We start from the raw sequence: 15228 nt of genomic DNA on the forward strand, positions 1-15228 counted from the left end.
ATGGGGATATATACACGAACCGGTGATGAAGGCCAGACTTCAGTCATTGGAGGCCGAGTTATCAAGGATGATGACCGGGTAGAGGCGTATGGCACAATTGATGAATTAAATTGCTTTGTAGGTCAAGCAATCAGCCTTATTGAGTCTGCTAATGGAGAATTTGAGGATCTGCGCGAGCACCTGCTGGAAGTGCAACAGGAACTCTTTGACTGCGGATCAGATTTGGCTTTTGTGCGAATAAGTGAGACAAAGTACAAAGTAAGGGATGAGATGGTCACACGTCTGGAACAGTGGATCGATCAATATGATGCTGAAAATCCTAAAGTGGAACGTTTTATTATCCCTGGTGGAAGTCAGCTCTCATCTGCTTTGCATGTATGCCGGACAGTATGCCGCCGGGCAGAGCGACGTACCGTTACGCTGGGACAGCATACGGATATTAATCCGTCGGTGCGCCGGTATCTGAATCGTCTATCGGATTATTTCTTTGTTGTTGCACGGACAGCCAATGCAAGACAACAAGTTGCGGATATTGAATATGTGCGGAGCAAAAAAGTATTCCGCCGCAAAGAATGAGCCAATATTATGCGCCGATTGCTTACACGGTGACCGAAGCAGAGGACGGCTGGCTGCTAAAAACCGTGCTTCAAAAACGGCTTCAGGTTTCGCGTAAGCTTTTATCCAAAATCAAACTCACCGAGCAAGGTGTTATGTTGAATGGTGAACGGGTATACATCAGTGTCAAAGTGAGTGCAGGTGATCTGGTGGAGGTTCGGATGGAACAGGAGGAATCCGATGATATTCTGCCAGAGGATATTCCATTCAACGTGTTGTATGAAGACGAACATCTGCTGATCGTGAATAAAGATGCCGGAATTATCGTGCATCCAACCCATGGGCACTACACAGGTACTTTGGCTAATGGTGTGGTGCATTATTGGCAACAAAAAGGCGAGAAATTCCGCTTCCGTCCGATCCACCGATTAGATCAGGAAACATCCGGCGTGCTGGCGATTGCCAAAAACCCGTATGTGCACCAGCATGTATCAGAGCAGATGATAGCCGGTACTGTGGATAAAAAATATATCGCACTGGTGCATGGTAGCCCTGTTCCCGAACATGGAGCCGTGGACGGCCCAATTGACCGTGATCCCGAGGAGCCGCATCGCCGTATCGTTACACCAGATGGATATGCAGCCAGAACGCTCTACACAACGTTGTCACGCTGGGATGATGGAAGTGCCAGTGCTGTAAGTTTGAAGCTGGAAAGTGGACGAACCCATCAGATCCGGGTACATATGACGTCTATCGGTTGCCCGTTGATCGGTGACCAGATGTATAAGACGTTGCCAGTGCATAACGTGGATGAGCAGAGAATGGCTGTTCGTGATGAACGGGATACGTGGATTGAACGCCAAGCACTGCATGCGTGTGAGCTGACATTTGAACATCCGATCCTCCGGGAACGTATGATGTTTCAGGCACCTTTGCCGCCAGATATGGCCGCATTGGAGAAACGTTTGGATACCGAGGCGGCCCCAAGAGAAACGGTGCAATAAGCCAAGCTACACACCCAAGTGCATGAGTAATCATTGATCAAGGCGACAGTTGAGTGTTCGCAAGCAAAAATGCCCCACGGTTTGGCGGCAAAGTAGCCAAACCACACGCCGAAGGCTAAAGAGGTTTTGGAGCTTAAGATTTGAAGCTTTAAAGTTTGGTGAGCGAAGCGCCAAACCACACGCCGAAGGCTAAAAGGGTTTTAAAGCTTTAAAGTTTTGAAGCCATAGAGTTTGGTAAGCAAAGCAGCCAAACATTACGCCGAAGGCTAGAGAGGTTTTAGAGGTTTTAGAGCTTTTAAGATTCTTCATGCTTTAAGGTAGTTAAGCTTGAGTTCGTAAAATCTATAGCTCTAGAAATGTTGGAACAAATGTTGAAAAATCACGTCGTAATGAGGGGCGATAAGCCCGCATTCGACTAAAAAAATTGCTGAGCGAGGGTATTGGGATGGAGCGACTTTTGGATTTGCGGAGCAAACCAAGGGAAGCGATAGACCAAAACCCGAGTGGGAGGAACATCCATGACAAAACTAAAAGTATATCAATATGCGAAATGCGGTACGTGCCGTAAGGCTGTGAAATGGCTGGAAGCGAAAGGGCATGAACTGGAGCTAATCCCTATTTTTGATACACCACCATCGAAAGACGAATTGACAGAGCTTGTTCACAAAAGCGGACTTGAAGTGAAAAAGTTTTTCAACACCAGTGGAGAAGTCTATAAAGAGCAAAAGCTCAAAGACAAACTGCCAGGGATGTCCGAGGAAGAGCAGATTGCGTTACTGGCTTCCAATGGTCGTCTGATCAAACGTCCGATCGTAACCGATGGAGAAAAAGTCACCGTGGGTTTCAAGGAAGATACGTATGAGCAGGAATGGAACAACGCCTAAGACATTCACCGGAGCTAAGCCTTGAATTGTTCGCAATTCAGGGCTTTTTTTGGTTCAAAGAGGTAGTGGGATAATTATGCTCCATGAGGGTTGGCGTAACTATGGTATAATGATAGAATGAGTTTCGATATTTAATATGCTATCGAGGTTGGAATCGATTGTTGTTCCAGCTTTCATAGATCAAGGAGAGAACAAAATCAAGTGAATCAACGTAATGAACCTACTTTGTTACTGGTAGACGGTATGGCAGTGTTGTTCCGGGCATTCTACGCAACATCTGCAAGCGGATATATCAGACGTACAAAGGCAGGGCTTCCGACCAATGCAGTCTATGGGTTTATCCGTTATTTTTGGGATGCGGTTCAGACGTTTGGACCAAGCCACGTCATCTGCTGTTGGGATATGGGAGGCAAGACGTTTCGCGGTCAGGAGTACGCAGCGTACAAAGGTAATCGTGCTGAAGCACCAGACGACCTTATTCCCCAGTTTGCTCTGATTCGTGAAGTGATGGATAGTCTAAATATTCCGAATATTGGTGCAGAAGGGTATGAGGCTGACGATTGTATCGGAACACTTGCCAAGTATTACACCGAAGAAACCGATATGAATGTGATGGTACTGACGGGAGACCATGATATGTTACAGCTGATTAATGATCGTACAAGTATCATTATTATGAAAAAAGGTCACGGCAACTACATGGTATACAATCCCGAAACGTTGATGGCTGAGAAACAATTGACACCACGTCAGGTTATCGACATGAAGGGTTTGATGGGAGATGCCAGCGACAATTATCCCGGGGTACGTGGAATTGGCGAGAAAACGGCTTTGAAGCTTGTGCAAGAGTATGGATCGATTGAAGGGATTTTAAGCAATCTGGATCAACTGACCCCTTCGGTACGTAAAAAAATTGAGAGTGATCTCGATATGTTGCATCTGTCTCGCAGGCTGGCAGAGATTCACTGTGCAGTTCCGGTGGCTTGTACGCTGGAAGGCTGTGAATTGCGTCTGGACCCGGATACGGTGATGGACAAGTTTGAACAACTTGAGATGAAGAGCCTGGGCTCTTGGATGGGAGTGGCGATAGGGTGAGCAACATGATGATGAATAAAACGAGTAGAAAGTGGTGGACTGGGGCAATGGCCCTCGTCCTCGCACTTCCGGTACTGCTTTCAGGGGCGGTAAGTGCACCGCAGAGAGCGGAAGCCAAAGCAGCGATTAGCACGAAAGTACAGAAAGTGAAAGCAGCAGGACGTAGTTTTAGCGTACAGACCGTTTCCATTCCAAAAGGGACACCAGTAACCGTAGGACTTGCGAAGAAACAGGTTGGTCAAACCGCAACTCTACCATCTATAGTAAAAGCGTATGGCGCACAAGCAGCAATTAACGGAGCTTTTTTTGAAGCATATCACGGAGCACCAGATCCTTACGGGATGTTAATAGCAAATGGGAAAGTGATACATATAGGAAGATATGGAACATCCATTGGTTTTAAGGCAGATGGGTCAGCGATAATGGATTCACTTCAAGTGAGCTTAACGGGCACAGTCACAGATACGAAAGGCAAATCAAGCGGATGGTATGCAACATTTGTTAACCGGACACCTTCAGCGGATGCAAGCATCTCGATGCTCTACACCCCAGAACGTGGGGCCAATGTTGGTTTCAAGGGCGGGACGGCAGTGATTATGGAAAAGGGTGTCGTGACCAAAAAAGTACCGAATACAAACGTAGCGATTCCCAAAAACGGTTCTGTTCTTGTCTTCACAGGTCGAGAGAAGTCCACAGCTGACCGGTTTACGGTAGGCTCCACCGTAGAGATGAATTACAGATATACGAACGCATCCGGTCAGGAAATTCCGTGGCAGGATGTGGTCACAGCTGTGGGGGCTGGCCCGCGTCTGGTGAAGGACGGCAAGATATCGGTCAATCCAGCGGGTGAGGGGTTCAAAGATCCGAAGATTTTGAATGCGTCTGGAGCGAGAAGCGGAATTGCCATCATGCCCGACGGTTCAGTGATGCTTGCTACCGTTTCTGGTGCTACAATAAAAGAATGGGCAGCTGTGATGCAAAAGCTGGGAGCCAAACAGGCGATGAACCTGGATGGCGGTGCATCCTCCGGGATGTATGCAGGTGGCAAGATGCTGACTTCTCCAGGACGGCTGTTAAGTAATACATTAGTGTTTGGTGGTTCTGTTCGATAAAAAGTAATCATGGAGGCATGATGTGGCATGACACCTATACCCGATTCGATTACAGAAGAGGAAAGCACAAAAGTTCTGGCGATTAATATAGGGCAGCCTAAGCCATTGCCTGGGCAGAAAAATGAAGTGTTGAGCGGCATTGTAAAACATCCTGTCTCCGCCCCGGTGTTCCTGTCATTCACTGGAATGACAGGGGATGCCCAAGCGGATCTGGTGCACCACGGTGGTCCGGATAAGGCTGTTTGTGTATACGATCATAGTCGCTATGCGGCGATTGAGCACCTGATGGATCGTACGCTGGAGTGGGGGGCATTTGGAGAGAACCTGACTGTTACAGGTTGCACAGAAGAAGAGGTTCGCATTGGTGATGTATTTGAATTCGGTAATGCGCAGGTTCAAGTCAGTCAGCCGAGACAACCATGCTTCAAGCTGGGGATAAGATATGATTACAAACAGTTGCCTGTATACTTTCAGGAAAGCGGGCATACCGGTTTTTATTTTCGAGTGTTGCAAGAGGGAGAGGTTGGCCCTGCATCACGTTTTAGAAGAGTTCGCACAGATACTTCATACATGACGATTCTTGAAGCTAACCGGATCATGCATCAGGGGAAACAGGACGTGGAGGGTATGCAGGCTTTACTCTCTATTCCTATGCTCTCAGATAGCTGGAAACAGACATTGCTTAAACGGTTGAACAAGCTTGAGCGCAACTGAGCCCTGCTGAATAGTCCGAACCGCTATATGGATACGGCAGTGTTCCTATTACAAACCAACGTAGGAGTGAGATCAACATGACAGTTTTAGGTGCGATTGAAGCAGGCGGAACCAAATTTGTATGTGGCCTTGGGACAGAACGTGGAGAGGTTCTGGAACGAGTCAGCTTCCCTACAACGACGCCGGAAGAAACGATGGCTCAGGTTATCTCTTTTTTTGAGGGCAAAGGTATCGAAGCAATGGGGGTAGGTTCTTTCGGTCCAATTGATCCCATTGAAGGTAGTCCGACTTATGGTTACATCACGACAACACCGAAGCCACATTGGGGACAGTACAACATGATTGGCAAGCTCAAAGAACACTTTGAAGTGCCTATGACGTTTGACACCGATGTGAACGGAGCTGCTTTGGGTGAAGCCACTTGGGGAGCTGCGCGGGGGCTGGATAGCTGTCTGTATATTACGGTAGGTACAGGTATCGGTGCAGGAGCTGTCGTTGGCGGAAAAATGGTACACGGACTGTCTCATCCCGAGATGGGCCATATTATCGTGCGGAGACATCCAGAAGATTCGTATGCAGGCTTTTGCCCATATCATGGAGACTGTCTGGAAGGGCTTGCGGCGGGGCCGGCCCTGAACAAGCGCTGGGAACAACCTGCTTATGACTTGCCGGCAGATCACAAAGCCTGGGAGATTGAAGCGCATTATCTTGCACATGCTCTGATGAATTATGTGCTGATTCTTTCGCCTCAGAAAATAGTGATGGGCGGAGGCGTAATGAAACAGGAGCACCTATTTCCGATGGTTCGTAGCAAACTGCAGGAATTGCTGGCAGGCTATGTGCAGCATCCGTCACTTCATGCTGGAATCGATGCATATGTTGTTCCACCAGGTTTGGGAGATAACGCTGGCTTGTGTGGTTCACTGGCACTGGCGAAATTAGCTTTGTCAAAATAAACGCATTTAGGGATTGACGAAATTTACCAATGTGGTATGATGTGAGCAACAGTATAGTACGGTTAATGAGGAAGCACCTCTCTTGCAACGATTTTGCAGAGAGGTGCTTTTTTTGTGCTGTCTGTATAGAGAGACAGAGAGCGCCTTCGTTAATCGAACAGGCTGTATCGTTCAAAGGAGGGAACAAGCAATGGAAGTCATTTTCATGAACAAATTATCCAGAGTGTCTGAGCAGCATGAGGAGATTGCCCAGTTATGGATTGGAGAGGAGGAGAATACCTGGCACTTGGGATGGAGTCGTTACGAAGCAGGGGATCGGGAAGATACGATCTGGTATGAAGGCCATTCGTGGGAAGAGCTGATGCACATTTATCGTCATCAACTTGCCATGCAGATGAGCGAGGGGTATCGTCCATTGATGCATGGGTTATACAACGAAAATGAGGATCTGAAGCTACGCAGTTATGCAGGCCAGCGTCTGCATTGTTTTAGTGAATTATACGGAAATGAGCAATTGTATGAGGATTTATGCACATGGCGCAGGCAAAAAGCGGCTTCGGATCGGAAGGCACCTTATTTTGTAGCAACGAATCGTTTGTTGCGGCTGATCAGTGCTTTTGTTCCACATACGATGGATGAGCTAATGCAACTGCCGGGTGTTGGTGAGAGCAAAGCGGCAGAATACGGGATGGAATGGCTTGACATGATGAGTGGGATCGAGCAATCGAGACCTTTCCCGTTAGACTGGGTATATGTCGTATTGCAGGAAGAAGAGTACGAAAGCTGGTTATATAAGCAGAAAGAGCAGAAGTACAAGCAGGAACTGGATAAATTCATTACGCGCAAGCACGTGCTGGAAGGCATGAAAGAAGGTCAAACCTTAGAAGCGATCGTGAATCGATCTGGATTATCCCGGCGGGAATTAATCGAACTGCTGGAAACACTGGATCTGGAAGGCTATGACACGGACTCTTTGCTGGATGTAGAACTGGCTGTTATGCCTGAGACTGAACAAGAGGCGGTATGGAATGCATATGAGGAGTTAGGAGATACATTTCTGAAGCCTGTGTTACATAAAGTTTACGGAGGAGAGCGCCCTGAAGGAGGGAGTCTGGAGCAGGTGTATGAACGGTTACGGATGATTCGCATCCGTTTTCGGAGACATACTGAAACCGAGCGTAATGTTGGTTAACTGAGATACGCCGAGAAGCAGTGATATTAAAAAAGACGAAGTCGTCCCTGTGAAGGAGCGCTTCGTCTTATTCTTTGGATGTTATGAAATAGCGGGTACTATGGCCGTTTCAGATCCAGTCTTTTTTACGGAAAATAAAGAACATCGTCAGGCCGAGTGTAATCATCAGGCCGATAACGGCATAATACCCGTATTTCCAGTGTAATTCAGGCATGTTATCAAAGTTCATTCCATAAATTCCGGTGATAACGGTCAAAGGCATGAACACTGTGGTGATCGCGGTAAACACACGCATGATCTCATTCGCGCGGTTAGCGATACTGGACTGGTAGGCTTCTCGCAAGTTGCCCATCAGATCGCGGTATGTTTCAAAGGTTTCCGATATTTTTACGGCGTTCTCGTAAATGTCGCTGAAGTATTTTTGCAGCTGATCATCAATGAGACGCAGATCTTTTTTGTTAAGTGTGTTGATGACCTCTTTTTGAGGTCCCAGTACTTTCTTCAGCCACAGAATTTCGCTTCGCAGACCGATAATCTCATTCAGATGTGACTTTTTGGTATGCATCAGAATATCTTCCTCAAGTTTCTCGATCCGCGCTTCAATTCGATCACCAACGGTGAAGTAATTGTCTACGATCAAGTCAACGAGCAGGTAGAGAAGACGATCGGGGCTGCTGATTTCCTGTTCCCAGAGGATCGGCTTCAAGGTGCGCAATTCGCTGACCTTCTGTTTCGTTACACTGATGATAAAGTGTCTACCGAGAAAAAGGTTGACTGCACGCAGGAAAATCTCTTCATCATCAAAACGAATACTGTTGATCACGATAAAATAATGGTTCTCATAAATTTCAATCTTCGGACGCTGTTCTTCATCACTCAAGCAATCCTCAACAGCCAGATCATGCATGGAGAACAGCGGCTGAAGTACAGCCAAATCGTCCACGTCCGCATCAATCCAGTAGAATCCTTCTGCTGGTGGAGTCAGCGCTTGCTGAATATCATCCACCGGGATAAATACTCCGTTGTTAACCAACCGGATTTTCATATCATCTACTCCTTCTGCACCCGCCGTCTTGGCGGATTTCATCATTAATATGGGCGCAAAAGAACAGATCAGCCGGTCGGCAGCGGAGCCTGTTATCAGGACTGTACTGCGTCATCAATCTATAATCAAACGGAAGAAACGTCCCGCTGCCGACATGCTGATGTCAATTCTCTATGCAGTTGTTCGGAATTCGACTGCCAGTTGGGCCTCGGGTCGCCATCCATTTAATATGTCACCTCTCACATAAGGGCTTATAAACACTTGTCTAGTATACCGCTGGTCTAGGGTGCTTTCAAGCGCAAAAATGTGTCTATTTCACGCTCTGAGGCAGTGTATGACAACGGATGATGAACGGTTCCGAATTTAGGTTCGAAACCAATCAACTGGTTCTTGACGTGAGGGCGGTAATGTTTTAAAGTAAAAGTTAATATATCTGAATTAAAATTGAATACAGCGAAATCTTATCAAGAGTAGGTGGAGGGACCAGCCCGATGAAACCCGGCAACCGGCGATATAACGCACGGTGCTAATTCTTGCAGCGACCAAGCATCCCTGTGATGCTGTTGTAACTGAGAGATGAGAGAGGCGCATATCTGTTTACATATGACCTTTCTCGGAATCCGAGAAAGGTCTTTGTCATATGCAAAGCTTCTCAGAGCGTGATTTTCGCACCAGATGCGACCCATGAAAAAGGAGGAGTCAACTTACTATGCCAATTAAAATTCCCGACACATTACCAGCCAAAGAAGTGCTTGAGAGCGAGAATATTTTCGTCATGGATGAATCGTCCGCGTACAAGCAGGATATTCGTCCGCTCCGTATCGCCATACTGAATCTGATGCCTACGAAGGAAACGACGGAAACGCAATTGCTTCGTCTGGTAGGTAACACACCGATTCAAGTGGATGTTGTGCTGGTACACCCCAAATCCCACACTTCGAAGAACACATCTCAAGAATACCTGGATCTGTTTTATAAAACATTTGATGAGATCCAGCATCGCCGTTTTGACGGGATGATCATTACCGGTGCACCGGTAGAGCAAATGGATTTTGAGGACGTGAACTATTGGGAAGAGATTCAGGAAATCTTTGAATGGACCAAAACGAATGTAACTTCGACGATGCACATATGTTGGGCTTCTCAGGCAGGTCTATACCACCATTTTGATGTACCCAAAGTTCCGCTGGATGAAAAGTGTTTTGGCGTATTCCCGCATACGATCAACAAACCTCATGTTCCGCTGCTCCGTGGATTTGATGAAGTTTTCAACGTTCCACACTCCCGTCACACCGAGGTAAGACGTGAGGATATTGAGAAAAACGATAAACTCGAAATTTTGGCTGAGTCCGAAGAAGCAGGAGTATTCCTGGTTGCCACCAAGGACGGGAAGCAAATTTTCGCCACGGGACATGCCGAGTATGATCCGTTCTCATTGAAATGGGAATATGACCGTGATGTTGCCAAGGGATTGGATATCGCGCTGCCGAAGTATTACTATCCAAAGGATGATCCTTCTCGGATACCTCCGGCTACATGGCGTGCACACGCTAACTTATTATTCTCTAACTGGCTCAATTACTATGTGTATCAGGAAACGCCTTACGATATTGGCCCACAAATCTAATCAAGATTACAGGAGGATGCAGTAATGGAAGATAACAAGTTGAAAATTGAAAGCCGTTTAGCTCAAATTGGGTCCATCAATGAACCCGTAACAGGTGCTGTTAACTTTCCGATCTATCAATCCACTGCGTTTCGTCACCCGAAGCTGGGGCAAAGCACGGGGTTTGATTACATCCGTACAACAAACCCAACGCGCAAAGTGTTAGAGGAAGCAGCAGCGGCTCTGGAGTCCGGTGATGCGGGTTTTGCCTGTAGCTCGGGTATGGCAGCACTGCAAACGATTTTTGCAATGTTTAGCCAAGGCGATCACCTGATTGTTTCTCTTGACCTGTATGGCGGTACATATCGCCTGTTGGAACGGATTTTGTCACGGTTTGGTGTAACTGCAAGTTATGTAGACACGAACGATCTGGAAGCATTGGAGGAGATCCGTCAGCCGAATACGAAGGCTGTATTCATCGAGACACCAACTAACCCGCTCATGATGATTACGGACATTCAAGCGGTTGCTTCCTGGGCGAAAAAACATAACCTGTTGACCATTGTAGATAATACGCTACTGACTCCATTCTTCCAGCGCCCGATTGAACTTGGCGCCGATATTATTATTCATAGTGCGACTAAATATCTGGGTGGACATAATGATGTGCTCGCTGGATTGATCATCACCAAAGGTGAGGCCTTGTCTGCCGAGATGGCGTTCCTTCATAATTCCATTGGAGCTGTGTTATCACCGAGTGATTCATATCAATTGATGAAAGGCATGAAAACGCTGGCTCTTCGCATGGAACGTCATGAATATAACGCCCTAACGATTGCGAAGTTCCTTTTGGAACATCCGGCTGTAGCTGAAGTGTTCCACCCTGGTTTGTCCGATCACCCTGGATATGAAGTTCAGCGGAAGCAGTCTTCCGGCAATACAGGCATTTTCTCGTTTAAAGTGAAGGATGCACGCTATGTTGAGCCATTGTTGCGTCATATCCAATTAATTGCATTTGCAGAAAGTCTCGGTGGTGTAGAATCACTCATGACGTATCCTGCGGTGCAAACCCATGCGGATATTCCGCTCGAAATTCGTGACGCCGTAGGTGTGGATGATCGTCTGCTTCGGTTCTCGGTAGGCATCGAACATGCAGAAGATTTGATCGCCGATCTGAATGATGCATTGCTGGCAGCACAGCAGGAAGTTGAAGGAGGCGTAACCTCATGAGTGAATCGAGCAACCATAAGCCCAGTAAGTCTGATCTGAAGTTTGATACCAAGCTGCTTCACTTTGGAGATGAAATTGATAAAACAACAGGTGCCTCCAGTGTACCGATTTATCAAGCTTCGACGTTCCATCACTTTGATATCTTTAATCCGCCGCAACATGATTATAGCCGTTCAGGTAATCCGACTCGCCAGGCTCTGGAAGATTACATCGCGTTGCTTGAGGGTGGGGTACGCGGATTTGCATACTCTTCAGGGATGTCTGCAATCTCCAGTGTGTTCATGATGTTCTCCGCAGGGGATCATATGATTGTAACGGAGGATGTTTACGGGGGAACATATCGTCTGTTAACGACTATACTTAGCCGGATGCAGATTGAGACTACTTTTGTTGACATGACCGACATTGAACAAGTCAGAGCAGCAATCAAGCCTAACACGAAGGCCGTATACATGGAGACACCTTCCAATCCGACCTTGAAAATTACGGATATTGCCGCAGTGACGTCCTGGTCCAAGGAGCATGATCTGATTACCATTCTGGATAATACGTTTATGACACCGTACTATCAGCGTCCCATTGAGCTTGGCGTAGATATCGTTGTACATAGTGCTACGAAATTTCTTGGGGGTCACAGTGATGTGCTCGCCGGTCTGGCTGTTGCGCGTACAGACGAGCTGGGCAGACAACTGAAGCAGCTGCAAAATGGCCTCGGTACCGTTCTGGGAGCTCAGGAATCCTGGCTTCTGATGCGCGGTATGAAGACCCTGGGTGCGCGGATGGCTCACAGTGAACAGAGTACTGCCAAACTGGCCTCATGGCTCAAAGGTCGTCAAGATATCACAGCTGTGTACTACCCAGGACTTGAGGATCATCCGGGCCGTGAAGCGCATGAGCGTCAGTCGACAGGTTACGGAGCCGTAGTATCGTTTGACGTAGGTTCAGGCGATCGTGCAAAAGCTGTCCTGAATCAGGTGAAACTACCTATTGTCGCTGTAAGTCTGGGAGCAGTGGAGAGCATTCTTTCATACCCAACGATGATGTCTCATGCGGCTATGCCAGCAGAGGTACGGCATGAGCGCGGGATAACGGATGGACTACTCCGCTTCTCCGTAGGGCTTGAGGATATTGATGATCTGATTGCTGATCTTGAGCAGGCGCTGCAGGCCACGCTATAAGTTTGAACTATTAGATAGGTGCAGGGTAAAATCGGATGCAGCTACCATTCAAACGGTTTTCATATGTCAAAATTTTAACTTATTTTATAAGCACCTTTTCATAAGGTGCTTTTTTTCACATGTAACCTGTGTTACGATATGAGGAGTACCAGAAATGCGATGTTACAGCCACGACTTGCTTTTTGCCAACAAGCCGGGAGGGATCGTCGTATTATTTTCTCTTTACGAGGGAGGCTTTTTTACGATGAGTACGGTAGACCGTATCTTAGATAAAGCCCTTCGGGGCGAACGTTTAGACTTGGAAGACACGATTCAGTTATTTGAGTCTGACGAAGTGGACAAAATCGGGGCAGCTGCCAATGTAATCATGAAACGTATGCACCCTGAACCATACAGAACATTTGTCATTGGGCGTAACGTCAATTACACGAATGTGTGCGACGTATACTGCCGTTTTTGTGCTTTTTACCGCAGACCTGGCTCAGAAGAAGGTTATGTGCTGCCAGATGAAGTGATTTTCCAGAAAATCAAGGAAACCGAAGATGTCGACGGAACCGAGATTCTGATGCAAGGTGGAACGAATCCAAATCTGCCTTTCAGCTATTATACGGACTTGTTGAAAGCGATCAAGGAACGTTTCCCGAATATTACGATGCACTCCTTCTCACCAGCCGAGATTATGAAAATGGTTGAAGTATCCGATGGTCTTACGCTCGAAGAGGTGGTACGTGCCATTCACGAGGCTGGTCTGGACTCCTTGCCAGGAGGCGGAGCCGAGATTCTTGATGACCGTACACGCCGTAAAATCAGCCGTCTGAAAGGTTCATGGCGCGACTGGATGGATGTGATGCAGACTGCTCACCGAATCGGTATGAATACTACAGCTACAATGGTTATTGGTCTGGGTGAATCCATGGAAGAGCGTGCGCTTCATCTGATGCGTGTACGTGAAGCGCAGGATGAGTGCATTGCGAATAAGTATGATTCTGAAGGCTTCCTCGCTTTTATTCCGTGGACATTCCAGCCGGACAATACGAACCTTAAGCTGGAGCGTCAAACTCCACAGGAGTACCTGAAAACAGTAGCGATTAGCCGTCTGGTGTTGGATAATATTAAAAACATCCAATCTTCTTGGGTCACAATGGGACCTGAAATCGGTAAGAAATCGCTCGAATTCGGCTGTAATGACTTCGGTAGCACGATGATAGAAGAGAATGTTGTATCCTCTGCCGGCGCGACCTACAAAGTGAACATTGAATCCATTCTTCGTTTGATTCGGGAGTCTGGTTATATTCCGGCACAGCGCAACACCCGTTATGAAATTCTGCGTATGTTTGATGAAGAAAGCATTGTGCCTAAAGATTTCGTAATGCAGAACTAATATCTACATTTGTAGCACTATAGTTTTTAATTTGTGACACATCATGTGAAGTAAATATGAACCCGTTCCGTGTCATGGTGCCAAAGCAGTTAAACTTGCTTTGGCACTTTTCGTTATGCGCACCTGATTCGGATGCAGTTCTCCTTCTTCGATGTCTACCGTAGTTCAGGCATCTGGTAACCTTTTACAAGGAATCGAGATCATTAAACAGTACATATTACGCATTTGACGATATGTTATATAGATTTTTAACTGTTACAATGGAGGGACAGTTGTGTAGTCCAAACCTGCTGGGAGGAACGAATCGATGAAAACAAGAAAATTGGGAAAGACAGCAATAGACGTACCTATTCTGAGCTTTGGCGCATCATCACTGGGCTCTGTATTTCGTGATATTGACCGGGACGAAGGTATTCGCACCGTTCATGCAGCGGTGGATGCAGGCATGAATTATATAGACGTGTCGCCGTACTACGGTTTAACCAAGGCGGAGACGGTACTCGGTGAAGCAATCCGCAGTTTGCCGCGTAACTCTTATACGTTGTCGACCAAAGCTGGACGTTATGGTGAGAACGAGTTTGATTTTTCTCGTAAGCGTATTCTGGATAGTGTACAAGAAAGTCTGGCAAGGCTGCATACGGACTATCTTGATATTTTATTTTTGCATGATATCGAGTTTGTGGCTCCCGAGATTATCATAGAAGAAGCTTTTCCAACATTGTTAAATCTGAAAGAGCAGGGCGTGATTCGTAACGCCGGAATCTGTGGTTTGCCGTTGCCTTTATTCGAAAAAATGTTGCCGCAACTTGATGCGGACGCCATTATCTCCTATTGTCATTATGCTCTGAATGATACGTCATTGTTATCACTACTGCCGTTACTCGAGGAAAAAGGGGTTGGACTTGTAAACGCTTCCCCGCTTTCGATGGGATTGCTTAGCACACGCGGAACACCGGCTTGGCATCCAGCGGGTGAACGGGTAAAAGAGCTTTGTTTGAAAGCAGCCCGGTTCTGCGAGGAACAAGGCAGTAATATCGCCAAGTTGGCGGTACAATTTTCTACAGCAAATGAACAGATCCCAACAACTCTCGTAAGTAGTGCAAGCCAGCAAAACATTGTCAACAATGCGGCCTGGGTTGAAGAGCCTATGGATAAGCAGCTACTGGAAGAGGTATTACGTATTCTGGCTCCATTAAACAATGAAACTTGGCACAGTGGTCGTGCTGAATATAACGGGTAGTTAAAAATATCGTCGAATGGATCTGAGGGGGAACAG

Annotated in this window: 14 protein-coding genes and 1 riboswitch; of the genes, 13 read left to right on the forward strand and 1 reads right to left on the reverse strand. The window is 46.9% G+C overall.

Annotated elements, in window-relative coordinates; genetic code table 11:
- The 8 genes from FS818_RS01540 (at window position 1) to FS818_RS01575 (ending at window position 7512) form a co-directional block, all read left to right on the forward strand.
- Window positions 1-576 carry a cob(I)yrinic acid a,c-diamide adenosyltransferase gene (locus FS818_RS01540; RefSeq protein ID WP_145328973.1) on the forward strand — a complete coding sequence of 192 codons (576 nt, stop codon included), beginning with the start codon at window positions 1-3 and terminating at the stop codon, window positions 574-576.
- Window positions 573-1559: an RluA family pseudouridine synthase gene (locus FS818_RS01545; protein WP_145328975.1), complete on the forward strand. Its 987-nt coding sequence runs from the start codon at window positions 573-575 to the stop codon at window positions 1557-1559. The genes FS818_RS01540 and FS818_RS01545 overlap by 4 nt, the downstream gene beginning before the upstream one ends.
- A 518-nt stretch (window positions 1560-2077) precedes the next feature.
- Window positions 2078-2443 (forward strand): arsenate reductase family protein, encoded by a 366-nt coding sequence (locus FS818_RS01550; RefSeq protein ID WP_145328977.1) that lies wholly within the window; start codon window positions 2078-2080, stop codon window positions 2441-2443.
- 201 nt (window positions 2444-2644) lie between these two features.
- On the forward strand, window positions 2645-3538 hold the full coding sequence (locus FS818_RS01555) for a 5'-3' exonuclease (protein WP_123065056.1): 894 nt from the start codon (window positions 2645-2647) through the stop codon (window positions 3536-3538).
- Between the two features lie 5 nt (window positions 3539-3543).
- Window positions 3544-4650, forward strand: a complete 1107-nt coding sequence (locus FS818_RS01560) for a phosphodiester glycosidase family protein (protein WP_313960471.1) — start codon at window positions 3544-3546, stop codon at window positions 4648-4650.
- A gap of 27 nt (window positions 4651-4677) precedes the next feature.
- Window positions 4678-5364 (forward strand): MOSC domain-containing protein, encoded by a 687-nt coding sequence (locus FS818_RS01565; RefSeq protein WP_145328981.1) that lies wholly within the window; start codon window positions 4678-4680, stop codon window positions 5362-5364.
- Window positions 5365-5441: 77 nt separating this feature from the next.
- Window positions 5442-6320: an ROK family protein gene (locus FS818_RS01570; protein ID WP_145328983.1), complete on the forward strand. Its 879-nt coding sequence runs from the start codon at window positions 5442-5444 to the stop codon at window positions 6318-6320.
- Between the two features lie 190 nt (window positions 6321-6510).
- On the forward strand, window positions 6511-7512 hold the full coding sequence (locus FS818_RS01575) for an HRDC domain-containing protein (protein ID WP_145328985.1): 1002 nt from the start codon (window positions 6511-6513) through the stop codon (window positions 7510-7512).
- 109 nt (window positions 7513-7621) lie between these two features.
- Here FS818_RS01575 and corA read toward each other — a convergent pair whose 3' ends face one another.
- Complete coding sequence (gene corA / locus FS818_RS01580) at window positions 7622-8557, reverse strand: magnesium/cobalt transporter CorA (RefSeq protein ID WP_123065051.1); 936 nt, start codon at window positions 8555-8557, stop codon at window positions 7622-7624.
- A 458-nt stretch (window positions 8558-9015) separates the two neighbouring features.
- Window positions 9016-9140, forward strand: a riboswitch (SAM riboswitch).
- A gap of 126 nt (window positions 9141-9266) precedes the next feature.
- On the opposite strand from corA, the gene metA reads away from it, so the two are divergent.
- The 5 genes from metA to FS818_RS01605 all read left to right on the forward strand — a co-directional run bounded on the left by metA (window position 9267) and on the right by FS818_RS01605 (window position 15192).
- Window positions 9267-10184, forward strand: a complete 918-nt coding sequence (gene metA, locus FS818_RS01585; RefSeq protein ID WP_145328987.1) for a homoserine O-acetyltransferase MetA — start codon at window positions 9267-9269, stop codon at window positions 10182-10184.
- A gap of 24 nt (window positions 10185-10208) precedes the next feature.
- Window positions 10209-11393: an aminotransferase class I/II-fold pyridoxal phosphate-dependent enzyme gene (locus FS818_RS01590; protein WP_145328989.1), complete on the forward strand. Its 1185-nt coding sequence runs from the start codon at window positions 10209-10211 to the stop codon at window positions 11391-11393.
- Window positions 11390-12571: a trans-sulfuration enzyme family protein gene (locus tag FS818_RS01595; protein ID WP_145328991.1), complete on the forward strand. Its 1182-nt coding sequence runs from the start codon at window positions 11390-11392 to the stop codon at window positions 12569-12571. Before FS818_RS01590 ends, FS818_RS01595 begins: the two co-directional genes overlap by 4 nt.
- Window positions 12572-12815: 244 nt before the next feature.
- Complete coding sequence (gene mqnC, locus FS818_RS01600) at window positions 12816-13952, forward strand: cyclic dehypoxanthinyl futalosine synthase (protein WP_145328993.1); 1137 nt, start codon at window positions 12816-12818, stop codon at window positions 13950-13952.
- 307 nt (window positions 13953-14259) lie between these two features.
- The gene (locus FS818_RS01605; protein ID WP_145328995.1) at window positions 14260-15192 is read left to right on the forward strand and encodes an aldo/keto reductase; all 933 of its coding nucleotides are present in this window, start codon (window positions 14260-14262) and stop codon (window positions 15190-15192) included.
- Window positions 15193-15228 lie beyond the last annotated feature (36 nt).

This window comes from Paenibacillus xylanexedens (genome assembly GCF_007680605.1).
Taxonomy (GTDB): Bacteria; Bacillota; Bacilli; order Paenibacillales; family Paenibacillaceae; genus Paenibacillus; species Paenibacillus xylanexedens_B.